23 protein-coding genes are annotated in these 18,064 nt (G+C 68.3%); 12 read left to right on the forward strand and 11 right to left on the reverse strand.

Features of this window, described 5'->3' with window-relative positions:
* A partial coding sequence (gene mutM, locus NBV68_RS08770; RefSeq protein ID WP_296308884.1) for a bifunctional DNA-formamidopyrimidine glycosylase/DNA-(apurinic or apyrimidinic site) lyase occupies positions 1–748 on the reverse strand: 748 nt, incomplete at its 3' end.
* Between the two features lie 71 nt (positions 749–819).
* Here mutM and NBV68_RS08775 point away from each other — a divergent pair.
* The 6 genes from NBV68_RS08775 (at position 820) to NBV68_RS08800 (ending at position 7,104) form a co-directional block, all read left to right on the forward strand.
* Positions 820–1,575, forward strand: a complete 756-nt coding sequence (locus NBV68_RS08775; protein WP_296308885.1) for a class I SAM-dependent methyltransferase — start codon at positions 820–822, stop codon at positions 1,573–1,575.
* A gap of 4 nt (positions 1,576–1,579) precedes the next feature.
* Complete coding sequence (gene ubiB / locus NBV68_RS08780; protein ID WP_296308886.1) at positions 1,580–3,136, forward strand: 2-polyprenylphenol 6-hydroxylase; 1,557 nt, start codon at positions 1,580–1,582, stop codon at positions 3,134–3,136.
* A gap of 176 nt (positions 3,137–3,312) precedes the next feature.
* Positions 3,313–4,269, forward strand: a complete 957-nt coding sequence (locus tag NBV68_RS08785) for a hypothetical protein (RefSeq protein WP_296308888.1) — start codon at positions 3,313–3,315, stop codon at positions 4,267–4,269.
* Positions 4,270–4,344: 75 nt separating this feature from the next.
* Complete coding sequence (locus tag NBV68_RS08790; RefSeq protein WP_296308890.1) at positions 4,345–6,015, forward strand: bifunctional phosphopantothenoylcysteine decarboxylase/phosphopantothenate synthase; 1,671 nt, start codon at positions 4,345–4,347, stop codon at positions 6,013–6,015.
* Positions 6,012–6,464 (forward strand): dUTP diphosphatase, encoded by a 453-nt coding sequence (dut, locus tag NBV68_RS08795; protein WP_296308892.1) that lies wholly within the window; start codon positions 6,012–6,014, stop codon positions 6,462–6,464. Before NBV68_RS08790 ends, dut begins: the two co-directional genes overlap by 4 nt.
* Before the next feature lie 61 nt (positions 6,465–6,525).
* Complete coding sequence (locus tag NBV68_RS08800; RefSeq protein ID WP_296308893.1) at positions 6,526–7,104, forward strand: hypothetical protein; 579 nt, start codon at positions 6,526–6,528, stop codon at positions 7,102–7,104.
* A 155-nt stretch (positions 7,105–7,259) separates the two neighbouring features.
* On the opposite strand, the gene NBV68_RS08805 is transcribed toward NBV68_RS08800, so the two are convergent.
* The 4 genes from NBV68_RS08805 to secB all read right to left on the reverse strand — a co-directional run bounded on the left by NBV68_RS08805 (position 7,260) and on the right by secB (position 11,231).
* Positions 7,260–7,928, reverse strand: a complete 669-nt coding sequence (locus tag NBV68_RS08805; protein ID WP_296308894.1) for a DUF4136 domain-containing protein — start codon at positions 7,926–7,928, stop codon at positions 7,260–7,262.
* Between the two features lie 127 nt (positions 7,929–8,055).
* Positions 8,056–9,075, reverse strand: coding sequence for a tryptophan--tRNA ligase (trpS, locus tag NBV68_RS08810; RefSeq protein WP_296308895.1), 1,020 nt, complete (start codon positions 9,073–9,075; stop codon positions 8,056–8,058).
* A gap of 16 nt (positions 9,076–9,091) precedes the next feature.
* Positions 9,092–10,657, reverse strand: coding sequence for a murein biosynthesis integral membrane protein MurJ (gene murJ, locus NBV68_RS08815; protein WP_296308896.1), 1,566 nt, complete (start codon positions 10,655–10,657; stop codon positions 9,092–9,094).
* A gap of 28 nt (positions 10,658–10,685) precedes the next feature.
* Complete coding sequence (gene secB / locus NBV68_RS08820; protein ID WP_296308897.1) at positions 10,686–11,231, reverse strand: protein-export chaperone SecB; 546 nt, start codon at positions 11,229–11,231, stop codon at positions 10,686–10,688.
* Between the two features lie 255 nt (positions 11,232–11,486).
* Between secB and NBV68_RS08825 the strand changes: the two genes are divergently transcribed.
* The 3 genes from NBV68_RS08825 to NBV68_RS08835 all read left to right on the forward strand — a co-directional run bounded on the left by NBV68_RS08825 (position 11,487) and on the right by NBV68_RS08835 (position 13,981).
* A complete protein-coding gene (locus NBV68_RS08825; RefSeq protein ID WP_296308920.1) occupies positions 11,487–12,140 on the forward strand; it encodes a Tim44/TimA family putative adaptor protein in 654 nt (217 codons plus the stop codon).
* Between the two features lie 69 nt (positions 12,141–12,209).
* On the forward strand, positions 12,210–13,385 hold the full coding sequence (locus NBV68_RS08830; protein WP_296308899.1) for a murein transglycosylase A: 1,176 nt from the start codon (positions 12,210–12,212) through the stop codon (positions 13,383–13,385).
* Positions 13,382–13,981: a Smr/MutS family protein gene (locus tag NBV68_RS08835; RefSeq protein WP_296308900.1), complete on the forward strand. Its 600-nt coding sequence runs from the start codon at positions 13,382–13,384 to the stop codon at positions 13,979–13,981. Before NBV68_RS08830 ends, NBV68_RS08835 begins: the two co-directional genes overlap by 4 nt.
* Here the strand turns inward: NBV68_RS08835 and NBV68_RS08840 are convergent.
* The 6 genes from NBV68_RS08840 to NBV68_RS08865 are packed head-to-tail and all read right to left on the reverse strand — an operon-like array spanning position 13,968 to position 16,414.
* On the reverse strand, positions 13,968–14,168 hold the full coding sequence (locus NBV68_RS08840) for a hypothetical protein (RefSeq protein WP_296308903.1): 201 nt from the start codon (positions 14,166–14,168) through the stop codon (positions 13,968–13,970). The two genes, NBV68_RS08835 and NBV68_RS08840, sit on opposite strands and share 14 nt — an antisense overlap.
* The gene (locus NBV68_RS08845; protein WP_296308905.1) at positions 14,131–14,595 is read right to left on the reverse strand and encodes a dihydrofolate reductase family protein; all 465 of its coding nucleotides are present in this window, start codon (positions 14,593–14,595) and stop codon (positions 14,131–14,133) included. The genes NBV68_RS08840 and NBV68_RS08845 overlap by 38 nt, the downstream gene beginning before the upstream one ends.
* Positions 14,522–14,761 (reverse strand): hypothetical protein, encoded by a 240-nt coding sequence (locus NBV68_RS08850; protein ID WP_296308906.1) that lies wholly within the window; start codon positions 14,759–14,761, stop codon positions 14,522–14,524. Before NBV68_RS08850 ends, NBV68_RS08845 begins: the two co-directional genes overlap by 74 nt.
* The gene (locus tag NBV68_RS08855; protein ID WP_296308908.1) at positions 14,761–15,240 is read right to left on the reverse strand and encodes a VOC family protein; all 480 of its coding nucleotides are present in this window, start codon (positions 15,238–15,240) and stop codon (positions 14,761–14,763) included. Before NBV68_RS08855 ends, NBV68_RS08850 begins: the two co-directional genes overlap by 1 nt.
* Before the next feature lie 11 nt (positions 15,241–15,251).
* Entirely contained in the window at positions 15,252–16,040 is a 789-nt protein-coding gene (locus NBV68_RS08860; RefSeq protein WP_296308910.1) for a VOC family protein, read from the reverse strand.
* Between the two features lie 5 nt (positions 16,041–16,045).
* Positions 16,046–16,414, reverse strand: a complete 369-nt coding sequence (locus NBV68_RS08865; RefSeq protein ID WP_296308912.1) for a DUF1428 domain-containing protein — start codon at positions 16,412–16,414, stop codon at positions 16,046–16,048.
* A gap of 80 nt (positions 16,415–16,494) precedes the next feature.
* Here NBV68_RS08865 and NBV68_RS08870 point away from each other — a divergent pair, with 80 nt between their 5' ends.
* The 3 genes from NBV68_RS08870 (at position 16,495) to NBV68_RS08880 (ending at position 17,995) form a co-directional block, all read left to right on the forward strand.
* Positions 16,495–17,223 (forward strand): helix-turn-helix domain-containing protein, encoded by a 729-nt coding sequence (locus tag NBV68_RS08870; RefSeq protein ID WP_296308914.1) that lies wholly within the window; start codon positions 16,495–16,497, stop codon positions 17,221–17,223.
* Between the two features lie 188 nt (positions 17,224–17,411).
* Positions 17,412–17,681 carry a GlsB/YeaQ/YmgE family stress response membrane protein gene (locus NBV68_RS08875; protein ID WP_296308916.1) on the forward strand — a complete coding sequence of 90 codons (270 nt, stop codon included), beginning with the start codon at positions 17,412–17,414 and terminating at the stop codon, positions 17,679–17,681.
* A 17-nt stretch (positions 17,682–17,698) separates the two neighbouring features.
* A complete protein-coding gene (locus tag NBV68_RS08880; RefSeq protein WP_296308918.1) occupies positions 17,699–17,995 on the forward strand; it encodes a hypothetical protein in 297 nt (98 codons plus the stop codon).
* Positions 17,996–18,064: the final 69 nt, after the last annotated feature.

Consider the following 18,064-nt stretch of genomic DNA (forward strand, 5'->3'; position numbering starts at 1 on the left):
CATCATCGCGGCGGCACGCCTCTCCCTCGCGCCCGTAGACATCGAAGGAGCTGGCGAAATAGCCCAGCTCCCCGTCGGGCCGGGCATAGTCGCGCAAGGTGGAGCCCCCGTCGCGGATCGAGGCTTCGAGCACGGCGATGATCGCGGGGACAAGCCGCGCAAGCTGGGCCTGCGTCACCTTGCCCGCCTGCTTGGTTGGCCGGATGCCCGCCCGCCACAGCGCCTCGCAGACATAGATATTGCCCAAGCCAGCGACGATCCGCTGGTCGAGCAGCGCCAGCTTGATCGACAAGACCTTGCCCTTCAGTGCCGCCTTGAGGTGGCCTGCGCTGAGGCCCGGCCCGAGCGGCTCGGGCCCGAGCGCGGCAAATTGCGGCCAGGCGTCAAGCACCTCGGTCGCCACCAGATCGACCGAGCCGAACCGCCGCGGATCGCACAGGGCGAAGCGGTGCGCGGCGGTTTCCAGCAGCAGGTGATCATGGGTGTCGGGGGCCTCGGGATCGATCCGCCAGCGCCCGCTCATGCCGAGGTGGAAGATCATCGTCGCCCCGCGGTCGAGATGCATGAGGCCATACTTCGCCCGCCGCCCAAGCGCGCTGATCCTCGCGCCGGTCATCACCTGCACAAGATCGGCGGGAAAGGGGCGGCGCAGGTCCGCGCGGTTGAGCGTGACGCGCGTTATGCGCTCGCCTTCGAGGAACTTCGCCAACCCGCGGACGGTGGTTTCGACTTCCGGGAGCTCAGGCATTGCAATCTTCGCACATGGATTGCCCTGTAACACCCTTTGCGCAGTGCTCAATTCCCTCTAGGGAACGGCCCATGAGCGATACCACCGACGAAACCGTCTCCTTCGGCTACACCCAGGTCACCCCGCAGGAAAAGACCCGCAAGGTCGGCGAGGTCTTCTCCAGTGTCGCGCGCAAGTACGACATCATGAACGATGCCATGTCGGGGGGCATGCACCGCTTGTGGAAGGACCGCTTCGTCAAGCGCGTGAAGCCGCAAGCCGGCGAGCAGATCCTCGACATGGCGGGCGGCACCGGCGACATCGCCTTCCGCATGGCGGCCCGCGGCGCGCATGTCACGGTGGCCGACATCAACCAGGACATGCTCGATGTGGGCGCCGAGCGCGCACTGGAGCGCGGGTTTGACGAGGAAGACGGCGCGCTCGTCTTCACCTGCCAGAACGCCGAAAGCGTGAGTTTCGCTTCCAACACCTTCGATGCCTACACCATCGCCTTCGGCATCCGGAACGTGACGCATATCGACCGCGCCCTCGCGGAGGCCCTGCGCGTGCTGCGCCCCGGTGGCCGCTTCTTCTGCCTCGAATTCTCGACCGTCGAGTGGTCGGGGCTGAAGGAGGCCTACGACATCTATTCCGAACACCTCCTGCCGCGCATGGGGCAGGCGATCGCAGGCGACGCCGATTCCTACCGCTACCTCGCCGAATCGATCCGCAAGTTCCCGCCGATGCCCGCCTTCGAGCAGATGATCCGCAAGGCCGGTTTCGCCAACACCAAGGTCGAACCGATCATGGGCGGCCTGGTCGCGATCCATTCGGGGTGGAAGATCTAAGGACGTGACCCCATCGGTAGTCCACCTCTCCCGCCTTGCGCGTTGGGGCGTCACGCTCGCCCGCAGGCGCGCGCTGGTCGGGATCGAGAATGATCCCAATGCGCCCGCCGCGGTGCGCCAGTTCGTGCGCCTCGCGCGGCTGGCAACGCTGACGGGCAAGCGCGGCAAGCCCGATTACGCGGGCGCCTTCCGCGCCATCGGCCCGGCGGCGATCAAGCTCGGCCAGAGCCTCGCCACCCGCCCCGATCTGGTCGGCGAGGAGGCGGCGAACAATCTGCTGAGCCTTCAGGACTCGCTCCCCCCGGTGCCTTTCGCGCAGATCAAGGCGTCGATCGAATCGAGCTTCGGCCAGCCGCTCGAGAAACTGTTCAGTGAAATCGACCCCGAGCCGGTCGGCGCGGCGAGCATCGCGCAGGTCCACAAGGGTGTGACCACCGATGGCCGCAAGGTCGCGATCAAGGTGCTGCGCCCCGGCATCCGCGAGAAGTTCGCGCGCGACATCCAGACCTACGAATGGGCCGCCGCCCATGTCGAGGCGATGGGCGGGGAGGCGAGCCGCCTGCGCCCGCGGCTCACCATCGCCAACTTCAAGCGCTGGACCAATTCCGAGCTCGACCTCAGGCGCGAAGCGGCCTCTGCCAGCGAACTCGCCGAGCAGATGGCGGGCGTGCCGGGCTACCGCATCCCGACCATCGACTGGGACCGCACCAACGGCCGGGTGATGACCATCGAATGGATCGACGGGGTCAAGATCAGCCGTGTCGACGAACTGCGCGCGCGCGGCCACGACCTTGCCGAAATCTCCGAACGCCTCGTTATCAGCTTCCTCACCCAGGCGATCAGCGCGGGCTTCTTCCATGCCGACATGCACCAGGGCAACCTGTTCGTGGAGGACGACGGCACCATCGTCGCGATCGATTTCGGGATCATGGGCCGCATCGACCGGCGTGCGCGGCAATGGCTGGCGGAGATCCTCTACGGGCTGACCACCGGCAATTACCAGCGCGTCGCCGAGATCCATTTCGAGGCGCAATATGTGCCGAGCTACCACTCGGTCGGCGAATTCGCGACGGCCCTGCGCGCGGTGGGTGAGCCGATGCGCGGCAAGCCGGTGAAGGAACTGAGCGTCGGCCAGATGCTCGACGGGCTGTTCGCAATCACCCGCGATTTCGACATGCAGACCCAGCCGCACCTGCTGCTCTTGCAAAAGACCATGGTGATGGTCGAAGGCATCGCCACCCAGCTCAACCCCGACATCAACATGTGGGACACCGCCGCGCCCTATGTGCGCGAATGGATCCGCGACGAGCTGGGGCCGGAAGCCGCGCTGGCGGATCGGCTCAAGCAGGACGCGGAAACCCTGCTGCGCCTGCCCGGCCTGATCCGCAGGCTCGAGGAGAAGTTCCCGCCCAAGGGCGGCGCACCCGAGTCGCCGCCGCTGCCCGAGATCCCGCTGATCATCGAGCGGCGCGAAGGCACGGGCTGGTTCGGCCTTGTGCTGGCGGCATTGGCCGGCGCGGGCGCGGTGTCGGGGGCACTGGCGCTCGGCTGGATCGGATGATTTCGCCTTCCGGCTGGCTTGGCCGGTGGGAGGCGCTGGGCCGGCCCTTCACGCATCTGCCCCGCTGGGGGGCGGCGCTTGTGCTGGGATTGGCGCTCGCCATGGCTCTGGGCGCCGCTGCCGCAGTCGCCCCGAACGCGCCGCCGGCTTCCCCGGCAAGCCGGGACACCGCCCCCGTGGCACAAGCAGAGACCGGCGCGACCGGCCGCGCGAAAGGCGACATGGCGCTCTATTCGCGCGTGGCCGCGCGCGTGGCCGCTGGCGAGGGCTACTACGCCGCCGCGCTCGCCGAGCACCGCGCGAGCGGGTACCCGACCAGGCCCTTCGTCACCATCCGCCTGCCGACGCTGGCATGGGCGCAGGCGGCGATCGGCGCTGACGGCGTGCGCTGGCTCGCGCTGGCGCTGGTGGCGGGTGCCATCGCCGCGCTCTGGTGGCGCAGCCCGGCACTGGCCAGCGTCGAGGAGCGGATCATCGCCGCCGCGCTGCTTGCCGCAGGCGGCGGGGCGGCGCTCTCGCGGCTCGCGGGCTATGACCATGACTTCATCGCCGGGGTGCTGCTGAGCCTTGCCCTGCTCGCCTACCGAGCCGATCGCTGGTGGCCTTCGCTGCTCGCTGCCGCTGCCGCGCTCGCGGTGCGCGAGCTTGCCGCGCCCTTCGTGCTGCTGTGGCTGGCCTTCGCCTTTGAACAGCACCGCTGGCGCGAGGCGGGGGCGGTGGCAGGGCTGCTGGCGCTGGTCGCGGCCGGCCTTGTCGCGCATGCCCACGCGGTCGATGCCCTGCGATTGCCGGGCGACCTTGCCTCGCAGGGGTGGAACGCGCTGGCGGGATACGGCGTGCCGCTGGCAGGCCTTGCCCAGCTGACGGGTCTGCGCCACGTGCCCGCGATGCTCGCCGCGCCGCTGGCGGTGCTGCCGCTGCTCGGCTGGGCGGGGCTGGGCGGACGCATGGGGCTGTTCGCGCTGCTGTGGTTCACGGGCCTTGCCACGGGAATGGCGCTGTTCGCGCGGCCGCAGAATTACTACTGGGTCGAGCTCGCCCTGCCCGCCTACGCCATCGGCCTCGCCTTTGCCCCGCGCGGGCTGACCGAGCTTTTCGCACGGCTCGCGGTCCAAACTTCAAAGCAAATTTAACCAAGCTTTGCGATTGCTGGCGGGTGCACTATGTGCGCAAGTCCCCGGCAACGGTGCGAGAGGCGGTTTGGCGAGATGAGCGACGAGGGAGCGGCAGCGGGTTTTTCCCCACGCATCCTGCTGGTCGTGGGCGGCGGGATCGCGGCCTACAAGGCCTGCGAGCTGGTGCGCCTGATCCGCAAGGGCGGCGGGGACGTCACCTGCGTGCTCACCAAGGGCGGGCAGCAATTCGTCACCCCGATGTCGCTCGCAGCGCTGAGCGAGAACCAGGTCTACACCAACCTCTTCGACCTCAAGAACGAGGCCGAGATGGGGCATATCCAGTTGAGCCGCGAGGCCGATCTGGTGGTGGTGTGCCCGGCGACGGCGGATCTGCTCGCCAAGATGGCGGCAGGAATAGCCGACGACCTGGCGACGACCCTGATACTGGCCACCGACAAGCCGGTGATGGCGGTTCCTGCAATGAACGTGCGGATGTGGGAGCACGAGGCGACGCAGCGCAATATCGGCCTGCTCAAGGCTGCGGGCGTCACCGTGCTCCACCCCGACAAGGGCGCGATGGCCTGCGGCGAATTCGGCTATGGCCGCCTGCCCGAACCCGAGGCGATCTGGCGCGCGATCGCGGGCCATTTCGGCGTCGTGGTGCCCGAGGCGCGAGGATCCGCATCCGCGCCGCTGATCGAGGTCGAGGCGCTCGAGCCCGAGGAAGAGGGTGATGGCACCGCCGCGCTTCCCGAAGGCGGGCTCAGCGGCTTTTTCTCGCGCATCATCCCGCGCTCCACGGCGAAGCGCACCCATGACGAGATCGAGGCCGAATACGAGGACCTGCCCGAGGCCTGGCCCGAAGACGTCCGGCCCGATGATTTTCTGCCGGAAGAGCCCGCGCCCGAATTCAACCCCGATTTCGGCGGGCCGCTGCTCGCCCGCAAGGGCAAGGCCGGGGCCGCGCCGCCGATGGATACGGGCGCGCTCAATCACCTGATCGACCCGCGCAAGGCGCCCCCGCTGCCGGGGGCCCCCGAAGTGCCCGAAGAGATCACGGCCGAGCTCGGCGAAGTGCCCGAGGATTTCGGCCTCGCGCCTGCATATCGCCCGCTCCACGGCCGCCATGTGCTGGTCACCGCCGGGCCGACCTGGGAAGCGATCGACCCGGTGCGCTACATCGCCAACCGCTCGAGCGGGAAGCAGGGTTTTGCCATTGCCGCCGCAGCCGCCGCCCTAGGCGCGCGGGTGACGCTGGTCGCTGGGCCGGTGGCGCTCAAGACCCCGGCGGGCGTTGCCCGCATCGATGTCGAGAGCGCCATCCAGATGGCCGAAGCGGTCAAGCGCGCGCTTCCCGCCGATGTCGCGGTGATGGTCGCCGCGGTCGCCGACTGGCGGCCCAAGGATTATCGCGGGCAGAAGATGAAGAAGCGCGGCGATGCCCCGCCGGCGCTGATGCTGGTCGAAAACCCCGACATCCTCACCAATGTCGCAGGCGCACCGCGGCGGCCCGCGCTGGTGATCGGCTTTGCGGCCGAGACCGACAACGTGCTCGAACACGCCAGGGCCAAGCGCAAGCGCAAGGGCGCGGACTGGATTGTGGCGAATGACGTCAGCGGGAGCGTGATGGGCGGCGATCTCAACCGCGTGACGATCATCAGCGGCGAGGGGGTCGAGACGCTCGACGAAATGCCCAAGTCGGCGGTGGCGATGGCGCTGGTCGAGCGCATCGCGGCGAGCCTCAGGGCGGAGGCGGCAGAGTGAGTATTTCTGTTCAGGTAAAGCGCCTGCCTCACGGCGCGGGCCTGCCCCTGCCTGCCTATGCCACCAGCGGCGCGGCGGGGATGGACGTGGTGAGCGCCGAATCGGTCACCATCGCCCCCGGCGCGCGCCATGCGGTGGCCACCGGCCTCGCGATGGCGATCCCCGCAGGCTACGAAATCCAGGTTCGCCCGCGCTCCGGGCTGGCATTGAAGCATGGCATCTCGGTGCCCAACACCCCCGGCACCATCGATTCCGATTACCGCGGCGAGCTGAAGGTGATCCTCATCAACCTTGGCACCGACCCCTTCGTGATCGCGCGCGGCGACCGCGTGGCGCAGCTGGTGCTCGCCCCGGTGGTGCAGGCAGCGTGGGACGAGGTTGCGGAACTGGACGCGACGGAGCGGGGCGCGGGCGGTTTTGGTTCGACCGGGGGTCATGCCAGGCTTTAGGCAGCGGGCTTGCAGACGCGCCGGGGTTGCGTAGTCTTGCTCTCCGCAGGGGGGCGGGACCATGATGATTCGCAAGATGTTGACGGCGACTGCGGTCGCCTTGTTGCTGACCGGCTGCGGGGGCTGGACGGCCACGCGGCAGCTGATTGCCGAAGAACAGCGCGACAGCATCGGGCTTTCGGGCGACTATCAATCCTCCGAACGCTTTCTGCGGATCACTCTTGAGGGCAATAACCTCTACACCATCACCATGCAGGGGATCGGCAGCGACGGGGAGCCGGAACGGGTCACGGCCGCTTTCGATTTCATCCGGTCTGACCGATCGGGCGATGATCAGGACGGATATTCGTACGACAATTTCTATCTGATGGAGATCCCGCGCACGGATGATGATGGCAATGTCAGCTACGCCTATGAAATCGTGCGCAGTTCGTACACCGATCAGGATCGCAACCCGACCTTTTCGCAGTTCGAGGTGATCTGCTCGGGAGCCACCGCCCAGATTGCCACGGGGGGTGAGAATGGCTGCGCCTTTACTGATCATGCCGCGCTGCGGGCGGCGGCGCTGGATGCGATGGCATGGGCTGATGAAGCGCGCATGCGGATCTACGAGGAACAATTCTTCCCCCGCGAAAGCTGAAACTGGCGCATTCCGCAGGTGGGAGCGATTTATGACCCCGGTGCAGGCCGAGCTGACTCCCCGCTAACGTCACCTCAAACAAAAAAGGCGGCGCGATCCCCTGCGCCGCCTTCTCTTTTCCCGTCCAAGGGTCTCTTGCCGTAGCGTCTACACCATCAATCGGTGGGGCGCACGGTCTTTTCGTCATCGCGGATGGTGATGCGCACGGTTTCGCCCGAATTGCCGGGGAAGTCGGTGAACAGCGCGTCCACGAGATTGGGCACGAGGCGCGGCAGGCGGTTCGAGCGCGACACGGCTTCGGCCTTGCCTTCGAACAGGCGCTGGCCATCGGCGCGGCGGTCGATCTTCACGTCGACGCCGCTGGTGTAGATGGTGTAGCTGCGCACGTCGGGCCCGCCGAGGAACGGATCGTTGAAGCCGAAGCCCCAGGCGCCGTAGCCGCCGCCCCAGCCACCCCACCGGCCCCACGGACCGAAGGCGCCGAAGCCGCCCACGCCGGGATCGGTGCGCACCCGTTCACGCCCGTTATCGACGCGGTAGTCGAAGCGCACCAGCATGTCGGCGCTCTCGGGCGAGGCGGCCTTGGTGTAGCCAAGCCCGGTCAGCTCGGCGGCGACCGCATTGGCATAGGTCGCAAATTCGAGCCCGCCGGCAAGCTTGGGATCTTCCGCGACCACCGCAAAGGTCTGGCCCGCAGGCGCGGGCAGCGGCACGGCGAAGCGCGAGACATCGGCCTTGAAGGTGTTGGTGGCGCAGGCCGAAAGGCCGAGGGCGAGAGCGACCGGAAGGCCGAGGCGGGTGAAGGTCTTCATCGAAGGCAACATGGCACAACCTCTGTCTGGTGGCCATTGCCATGGCAGCAACGGCCGTTACGCGCGATACCATATTACACGCGTATGAACCGGAATTGAATACTCGCCGTGCAAGACGCCCGGCTCGTCGCAGGCAATATCAGTGGCGTACCAGCCCCAGCGCCTTGTAGGCCGCATCGAGCGTCGGCGTGCCGCGCTCGCGCGCCCGGGCCGCGCCGCGTGCGAGGATCGCGTCCAATGTCTCGAGATCGTCCTTCAGCTCCACGAAGCGGTCGCGGATCGGGCCGAGCTTGGCGACCAGCAGGTCGGCGAGCGCGGGCTTGAAGGCGCCGAATCCCTGCCCGCCATATTGCGCCAGCACCGAGGGCACCGACTGCCCGGCGAGCGCCGCATAGATGCCGACGAGATTGCGCGCCTCGGGCCGCTCGGCCAGCCCGGCCTCCTCGGAAGGGAGCGGCTCGGGGTCGGTCTTCGCCTTCTTGATCTTCTGCGCCATGGTCTCGGCATCGTCCGAAAGGTTGATGCGGCTCATGTCGGAAGGGTCCGACTTCGACATCTTGGCCGAACCATCGCGCAGCGACATGATCCGCGCGGCTTCGGCGGGGATGATCGGATCGGGCAGGGTGAAGATCGGCGCGTCTTCGGTCCCGAAATCATTGTTGAACTTCTGCGCGATGTCGCGGGCAAGCTCGAGATGCTGCTTCTGGTCCTCGCCCACCGGCACGTGGGTCGCCTGATAGAGCAGCACGTCGGCGGCTTGCAGCACCGGGTAGGTGAAGAGGGCGACCGACTGGCCCTCGCGGTTCTTGCCGGCCTTGTCCTTCCACTGGGTCATGCGGTTCAACCAGCCCATCCGGGCGGTGCCGTTCAAGAGCCATTGCAGCTCGGGGTGCTGGGGCACCTGCGCCTGATTGAACAGGATCGCCTTGTCGGGATCCAATCCGCAGGCGACCAGCGTCGCCACCAGTTCGAGCGTGGAGGAACGCAGCTCGGCGGGCTCATGCGCCATCGAGAGCGCGTGGAGATCGGCGATGAAGATCAGGCACTCGCCGCCGACGGCATGGGCATCGTCCTGCAACTTCACATAGTTGCGGATCGCGCCCAGGTAATTGCCGAGATGGGGCTTGCCGGTGGGCTGGATGCCGGAGACGACGCGCATGATAGATCCTGATTGCTTAAGCCTGTCGGCGCATTAGGCGCTGGATCGTGGCCTTGTCGAGGACTCCCAGCAGCACGCTCGCCGCGCCGTAGGTGACAAGGCTCACCGCCATAATTGCTCCGATGGCGGCAAGGCGCAGGGCGAGGGGGCCGTCGAGCCACGGGGTGATGACCTGCATCAGCCCCAACAGCGCTGCCGCCATCACGGCGGAGGCCAGCGCGATCCGCCCGATCCGGCCCACCACGCGCGCCGGCAGGCGGAAGAAGCCGCGGCGGGCGAGCACCGTGCCGAGCAGCGCGATATTGACCCACGCGCCGACCGCGCCCGCCAATGCGAGGCCCACAACGCCCAGCACCGGCACCAGCGCGAAGTTCAGCGCCACGGTGACCACCAGCGATGCGCCCGCGGTGTAGACCGGCGTCTTGGTGTCGCGGCGCGCGAAGAAGTTCGGGGTCAGCACCTTGACCAGCACATAGGCAGGCAGGCCGACGACCAGTGCCGAGGTGACCATGCCGGTGGTGCGCGCGTCTTCGGCGGTGAAGGCCTGCCCCTCCATGAAGGCCTTCACGAACGCGAAGCCGGTGATGAACAGCGCCGCTGCGCAAGGCAGGGTGAGCAGCATCGCCAGCTCGATCGCATTGGCCTGCAGGCGCACGGCCTCCTCGTCCTCGGCCTTGGAGATGTGGCGCGACAGGGCGGGCAGGATCGCGGTGCCCAGCGCAATGCCGATGATGCCGAGCGGCAGCTGGTTCCAGCGGTCGGCCATCGCCATGTAGGTGAGGCTGCCGTCGGGAAGGCCCCGGAAGAAGGCGAGATCGATGAAGCGGCTGATCTGGTAGACCCCCGCGCCGAACACGGCCGGGACGATCAGCACCCCCATCTCCTTGACGCGGGTGCTGACCTGCGGCGTGAGGCGCGGGATGTGGAAGCCTGCGCGCTTCATGAACCAGTAGAGCCACAGCAATTGCAGCAGGCCACTGATGGACACGGCAACGGCAAGGCCGATGCCGGTCGCCGCCCGCGTCGCCTCGCCCGCAGGCTGCAGCGCGCCCCACACCAGCGCGGTCAGCAGGCAGATGTTGAGCAGGATCGGCGCCGCCGCCGCCGCCGCAAAGCGCGACAGCGAATTGAGGATCGCCGCCACCAGCGTCGCGAGGCTCATGAACATGAGGTAGGGGAAGGCGATCCGGCCCATGGTGACCGCAAGGTCATAGGTCGCGCCGTCGCTGCGCAGGTCTTCGTTGGCGAAGGCCCACAGCACCCACGGCATGGCGAGCATCATCACCGCCCCGAACACCACGAGGATCGGCAGCAGCACGGCGAGCACCTCGCCCGCGAAGCGCTTGGCCGCAGCCTCGTCCTCGGCCATGTGGCGGTTGAAGAGGGGGACGAAGGCGCTTGCGAAGGCACCTTCCGCGAACAGGCGGCGGAACAGGTTGGGCAGCTGGAAGGCGAGTTGCCACGCATCTGCCACCCCGCCTGCGCCGAGCACGCGGGCGAGCAGGATGTCGCGGGCAAAGCCGAACAACCGGCTCACCAGCGTCAGCCCGCCGATCGTGCCGACGTTCTTGAGAAGGCTCATCGCCCCTGCCCTCTGCCGGGCGTTAAGATCAGGCGTTGCCGGTGACAGGCGCGATCGGCTCGCCGCCCGCGGCTTCCTCGGCGCGGCGCGCGGCGAGCTGCTGGGCGTAGATCCCGCCGAAATCGACCGGATCGACCATCAGCGGCGGGAAGCCCGCATCGCGCACGGCGTCGGCGACGACACGGCGGGCGAAGGGGAACAGCAGGCGCGGCGCTTCGGCATAGAGGAAGGCGTGGCCCTGCTCTTCGGGCACGTTGCGCATGCCGACGAGGCCGCAATAGGCGAGGTCGACGATGTACATCGTGCCGCGCTGCGAGGAGGCGGTCAGGGTCAGCTTGAGCATCACCTCGTGCACATCGGGGCTGATCTTCTCGGCGCCGATGTTGAACTGCACGTCGATCTGCGGCGGTTCGGGCCACTGGAAGACGTCGGGCGCGGCCGGGTTCTCGACCGAGAGGTCCTTCACATACTGGGTGATGATCCCGACCGCAGGCGAGGTGTCTTCGCCGTTCGGCTGCGGGCCCGCGCCGTCAGTGGTGTCGAGGTTGGTGAGGACGCCTTCTTCTTCGGCCATGGTCTTGCCAGTCTTTCAAAATGAGTAATGGGTTGTGCGCCAGATGCACGAGAAAACCATGCGCTGGCAGCTTGCGGCGCGCCTAGCAGGGGCGCGGGGCCGCCGCAACCACGCGCCTTGCGCGAATTGCTTCGCCCCGAACGGCAACCTATCAGGCGTTGGCGAATTGTAATGACTCCCTATTTAAGGCAGGGTGTTGTTCCTCAGGTGGCGCGGCGTTCCCCGGCCCGTGCCAGATGCGACGATCGGATTGTGATAGTGCTCGAAATCGTTCTCCTTGCCATGGTGGCCGCCTTTCTCGGCCTGCGCCTTTATTCGGTGCTCGGCCGGCGCGCCGAGCAGGAAGAGGAGCCGGTGCCGCAGCGTTTCGAAGCGGACGAGCCCCCTTTGGTCCGTCCCGCTGCGATTCCGCCTGCCGTGCCCGCCCCGCGCCCGGCCGAGCTTGAAGGCGTGATGCCTGCGGTCGAGCGCGCGCTGCGCGAAATCGCCGCGGCCGACAGCAAGTTCAACCTCGCCCAGTTCCTTGAAGGCGCACGCGGCGCTTACCGCATGATCCTCGAAGCCTTCTGGAAGGGTGACCGCGAGACTCTGCGCGAGCTGTGCGACGATGATGTCTATGCCGGCTTCATCGCTGCAATCGACGCCCGCGTGGCGGCGGGCGAGACGCTGGACAACACCCTGATCCGGGTCGAGGAAGTGCGCATCCATTCGGCCTCGCTCGACGGCAAGACCGCGCGGATCGCGCTGCTGTTCGTCGCCGATATCGCTTCGGTGACCCGCGACCGCGACGGCACGGTGATCGCCGGATCGCTCGACGATGCGATCGAGAGCCGCGACGTGTGGACCTTCTCGCGCAACGTCACGTCGCGCGATCCCGCCTGGCTGCTCGACGAAACCGACGAGGGTTGATCCGGAGGTGATCGCGCGGGGGCCTCAGCTGGCCTTCGCGACGCTGCCCGCCCTAATAGGAGCTGACCGATGCGCGCGCTGCTTGCTCTGGCCCTGCTGCTGATGCTGGGGGCTTGTGGGCGGGTGGTGCCGCCGCCTGCCGCCGCAGCGCCTGCCATGGCCACTGCCAATGCGGTGATGGCGGGCGTGGCGCTCGGGCCCTCGCTGGCCGCGCTCAATGTTGCCGATGCCGATGCCCGCGGGGCGCTGGCCGGCTTCATCGAGTCCTGCCCCAAGCTGCTCGCCCGCGAGGATACGAGCGGGCTCACCCGCCGCGAGGATTGGGCAGGGCCCTGCGAGCGCGCCCGCGCGGCTGCGCCTGCACGCGCGCGGGCCTTCTTCGCCGAAGAGTTCACCCCCGTGCAGGTCGGCGACGGCAAGGCCTTTGCCACCGGCTATTTCGAGCCCGAGATCGCCGGCAGCCGCACGCGGCGGCCCGGATATGAAGTGCCGGTCTATGCCATGCCCGCCGATCTCGTGCGCGGCTGGCCCGATGATGTGAAGACTTCCGAGCGCACCGGCCGCCCGCCGCTCGGTCGCTATGACGAGCGGGGCCGCTTCGTGCTCTACCACGACCGTGCGGCGATCGAGGACGGGGCGCTGGCGGGCAAGGTGCCGGTGATTGCCTGGGCGGCCGATCCGGTCGAGTTCTTCTTCCTCCAGATCCAGGGCTCCGGGCGGCTGCGCACCCCCGAGGGCGAGGTGATCCGCATCGGCTATGCCGGGCAGAACGGGCGCGAATATGTCGGCATCGGCGGGGTAATGCGCGAGCGCGGCCTGCTGGGGAGCGGGCCGGGCAAGTATTCGGGCTCGATGCAGGGCATCATGGCCTATATCCGCGAGAACCCGGTCGAGGGCCGCGCGCTGATGCGCGAGAACAAGAGCTGGATCTTCTTTACCGAGCTGAAGGGGGATGGGCCGCTGGGCGCGCTGGGCGTGCCGGTGCGGCGCGAATCCTCCGTCGCGGCCGACCCCGCCTTCGTGCCGCTCGGCGCGCCGGTGTGGCTCGACCTCGACCGGCGCGAGGCCAACGGGTTGTGGGTGGCGCAGGACACCGGCGGGGCGATCAAGGGGGCGAACCGCTTCGACACCTTCTGGGGCGCAGGCGAGGACGCGCGGCTGATCGCAGGCGGAATGAGCGGGCGCGGGCGCGCCTATGTGCTGCTCCCCAAGGAGGCCGCCGCAAGGCTCGCCGCGCGGCGATGAGAACGCCGCGGGGGCTTTCGGTCGGCGAGCAGGCGGCCTGGGCGCACCTCGCCGCAAGCGTGAAGCCGCTACCGGGCAAGAAGCGGCCCAGTCCCCCCGCGAAGAGGGAGGTTAGCCAACCGAAAGATACTGGAGGGGCGAGCAAGGCCGGCGTTCCCGCTCCGCCGGGCAAGTTCGTCAAACCGGCCAAGGTTGCGCCCAAGCCCCCCGTCACACCGCGCGTGCCCCCGGCTCTGCCCCTGCCCGCGCCCGATCCGGGCCTCGATTCGCACTGGGACCGGCGGGTCAAGGGCGGGCGGCTGGAGCCCGACCTGACGCTCGACCTGCACGGCCACACGCTCGATACCGCCTATGATCGGATCATGACCGCGCTCGATCAGGCGCGGATGATGGGGGCGCGGGTGGTGCTGGTGGTGGCGGGGCGCGAACGCCCGGTCGATCCGGCCGACCGGATGGCCAAGCGCGGGGCAATCCGTGCCAAGCTGCTCGACTGGCTCGCCGCGAGCCGCCACGCCGATGCGATCACCGCGGTGCGCCGCGCGCATATCCGCCACGGCGGCGAGGGCGCGCTCTACCTGATCCTCAAGCGCCGCTGAGCGCCGCTGCCCAGGCCGCGGTGAGCTCCGCAGGCGTGCCCGTGCCGAAGACGTAACGGTCCGGGCGCACCAGCACCGCCTCGGCCCGGTGGGCTTCGAGCCACTGGCCGATATCCGCGCCGAACGGGCCGAGCCGCGCGGTCGCGGTGTCACGCCGGTCGATCAGCCAGAAATCGCCCTCCAGCACATCGTCGAGCCGCTCGCCGCCGGGGCCGGTGAATTGCGGAAAGTATTCGCCCGCGCCCGGCGTTCCGGAGAGGATCGCGCCCGTGCCGGGGGCCGAACAGGCGCTTGCCCGTCCCGAGCACGGCGGGGAAGATCATCAGCGTCAGCCGGTCGATCAGCCCGGCCGCCAGCAGCGGCGGGTAGAGCGTGCTCGACCCCTGAATGACCAGATCGGGGCCCTCGGTCTGCTTCAATGCGGCGATGTCGTCGATTGCGCGCAAGTGATGGCTGTTGTCCCAGTCGAGCTGCGGTGCGCCGCGCGAGAGCACGTATTTGCGGCAGGCGGTAAAGGCCTTGGCCAGCGGGCCGTTGCCTTCAGCCTCCGGGTCGACATAAGGGCCAGTAGCCCGCGAAGATGTCGTAGGCGCGGCGCCCGAGCAGCAGGTCATAGTCGCGCCCGAACACCCGGTCGATCTCCTCGCCCACGGCATCGTCCGACAGCCCGAACACCCAGCCTCCGGAGGCGAAGCTGCCGGTGGTGTCCTCCATGACGCCGCCCGGGCCCTGGATCACGCCGTCAAGCGAGACGAAGGCGGCCGCGTGGATCTTGCGCATCAGCTTTCCCCCCGCCGCGCCGCGTCGATCGCGGCGACGTCGATCCTGCCCATCGTCATCATCGCGCCGAAGGCCCGCGCGGCCTCCTCGCCGCCCGCCGCGAGCGCTTCGGTGAGGGTGCGCGGGGTGATCTGCCAGTTCAGCCCCCAGCGGTCCTTGCACCACCCGCAGGCGCTTGCCTGCCCGCCATTGCCGACGATGGCGTCCCAATAGCGGTCGGTCTCGGCCTGATCCTCGGTCATCACCTGGAAGCTGAAGGCCTCGCTTTGCGGAAAAGCGGGGCCACCATTGAGGCCGAGACACGGGATGCCGAGCACCGTGAACTGCACGGTCAGCACGTCGCCCGCCTTGCCCGAAGGAAAGTCGGTCGGTGCGCGAAAGACGGAATCGAGGCTGCTGTCGGGGAACAGGTCGGCATAGAAACGCGCCGCATCCTCGGCCCCGCCGTCATACCACAGGCAGATGGTGTTCTTGTGCATCGCAGCCTCCTTCATGTCCGGCGCGGGCCGACGAGGCCGAATGTTGCGCCCTGCGGGTCGAGGGCGCTCACCGAGAAATCGCCCCCCGGGATTTCGACCGGATCGTGCAGCACGGTGCCCCCGCCCGCGCGGACTTCGGCCGCCCCTGCGTCGATATCGGCGACGACGAAGTAGAACGTCCAACCCGGCGCCATGCCGGTATCGCCGGTCGGCATGACCGCGCCGATCATTCGGTCGTCGTGATGGACGAAGCGGTAGCTGCCGTGCTCGCCCATCGGCATTTCGCCTTCCTGCCGCCAGCCGAGCAGTTCGCCGTAGAAGGCGAGCGCGCGGTCGGGGTCCTGCGCGGCGAGCTCATTCCAGGCGCAATGCCCGGGCAGGGGCGGGAAAGGCGATGGCGCGCTCGGCGGGCCGTTCTCGTAGCCCATCACGTAAAACGGTGCGCCCTCCGGGTCCGCCGCGAGCGCCAAGGCGCCCATGCCGGGGATTGCCAGCCCCGCCATCAGCACCTGCCCGCCGCCTGCCCTCACGCTCCTGCCTGCTTCCTCGAGGTCGTCGACCGCGGCATAGGCCGCCCACACGGGGCGCGCGCCGCGCTGTTGCATCGCCGGGTCGAGCCCGAGCATGCCGCCCACCGGCACATCGCCTGCGATGATCACGTCGTAGCTCCGCCCGCCGACCGCGCCGGGATCGAAGCGCCAGCCGAACACGGCGGCGTAGAAGGCCTGCGCCGCCGCCGGGTCATCGGTCATCAGCTCGTGCCACGTCACCTGGCCGTGGCGCACCTGAACCCCGCCCACCGCGGCTAGGCCTTCAAGTCCACGACGGGCTCGTAGCCGCCGAAGATCATGCGCTTGCCGTCGAAGGGCATGGGGTTCTTGACCTGATCCATGCGCGGATCGTTGAAATCCTCGCTCATCATCTTTGCGAAGGCGGCGTCGCGAGTTGCCTTGTCGGGCCATTCGATCCAGCTGAAGACAACGCTCTCTTCGGCAGTGGCATCGACCGCGCGGCGGAAATCGGTCTGCTTGCCCTCGGGGACGTCATCGCCCCAGCATTCGACCACCCGCAAGGCGCCCATCTCCATGAACAGGCTGTCGGCATTGGCGGCATGGTCGATGAAGGCCTGGCGGTTCTCCGCCGGCACGGGAATGATAAAACCGTCGATATACATGGTGTTTTCCTCCTCTCGCGCGCCGCCATCGCGACTCGCTCCCTTGCGTCTTGTCGAGTGGAGGGTTACTTTCGTCAACTATGAAGTCACAAAAAGTAACCAAAAACACGACGAGCCGAGACCCGGCAGCCGCGACCGGACAGCCTGTCGGGCATGGGCGCTGGTACAATGACGCCTGCGGCACGGCCTTCGGGCTCGAGGTCATCGGCGAGCGCTGGGCGCTGCTGGTCGTGCGCGAGCTGATGCTGGGGGCGCGGCGGTTCTCCGACTTGCGCGCCGCGCTGCCGGGCATTTCGGCCAAGGTGCTGACCGAGCGGCTGGCCGCGCTCGAGGCGTCGGGCGTGGTCGCGCGCCGGATGTTGCCGCCGCCGGGCAAGGCGCAGGTCTACGAGCTGACCGCCTGGGGCCTTGCCGCCGAACCGCTGATCCAGGAACTGGGGCGCTGGGCCGCGCACTCGCGCGCCCACGACCCGCGCCTGCCGCTTTCGGCGGTCTCGCTGATGCTGTCCTTGCGCACCATGCTCGATCCGCACGCCTGCGCCGCCTTTGACGGCCGCATCGGCTTCGTGATCGGCGGGGAGAGTTTCCTAGCGGAGCCCGTGGGCCGCGAACTGCCGATCCGGCGCGGCGATCCCGAAGCTGCCGATGCAGTGTTCCATGCCCCTTCCGCCGACGTGATCGCCGCCGGAATCTACGCCGGCGTGCCTTGGGAGGAACTCGAGGCGAACGCGGGCCTTGCCATCACCGGCGCCCGCGCCCGCGCCCTTGCATTTGCCGGGATGTTCAGCCTGCCCGCGCCGCTCGCCTGAGCCGCAAGCCCCCACCAGCGCTGCCGCCCGTGGCCTCGCCGCCGGCCGGAATGCTGTTGCACCCTCCACAACATAGGTGAGGGCACATCCCCCCCACCCTGTCAGGCATGGGCCTGTCGAAGCCAAGCGGCACGCGGCCGACCAGCGGTCGCGGGCGCGCGAGGCCTCTCTCGGCAAGGAGACAGCGAATGAACCTTATCTTGATTATCATCATCGGAGGCATCCTCGGCTGGCTCGCCAGCATGGTTATGCGCACCGATGCCCAGCAGGGCATCTTCCTCAACATCGTCGTCGGCGTGGTCGGCGCACTGGTCGCAGGCTTCCTCATCAATCCGCTGATCGGCGGCGGCACGATCACCCAGGGCGATTTCTCGATCAGTGCGCTGATCGTCTCGTTCCTTGGCGCGCTGGTGCTTCTGGCGATCGTCAACCTGGTCCGCCGCGGTTCGATGCGTTGAGGCCGGGAGTGCATGGCATGAAGAAGCTCAACACATCCCTCGCCGCGATCGCCCTGGCCGGAGCCGGACTTGCCGGCTGCGACAGCCCTGCCGAAGAGCAGGCTGAAGAACGCGCCGAAACGATCGAGGCGCAGGGCGAGGCGACCGCCGATGCGATGGAAAATCGCGCCGACGATCTCGACCAGACCGTCGACGGGGTGGACTCGGCTGCCGAGCAAAATCTCGAGAACGAGGCCGATGCGGTGCGCGAGCGCGCCGATGCCAAGGCCGAAATGGTCGAGGAACAGGCCGAAGGCGACACACCGCCGCAATAGAGCTGTGCCACCAACGGGCGGCGCGGGGTTCGAGGCACACGTCCCGCGCTAACCCCCATGCGGGCCCCC

Origin of the sequence: Erythrobacter sp. (assembly GCF_023653175.1) — a bacterium.
GTDB lineage: Bacteria > Pseudomonadota > Alphaproteobacteria > Sphingomonadales > Sphingomonadaceae > Erythrobacter.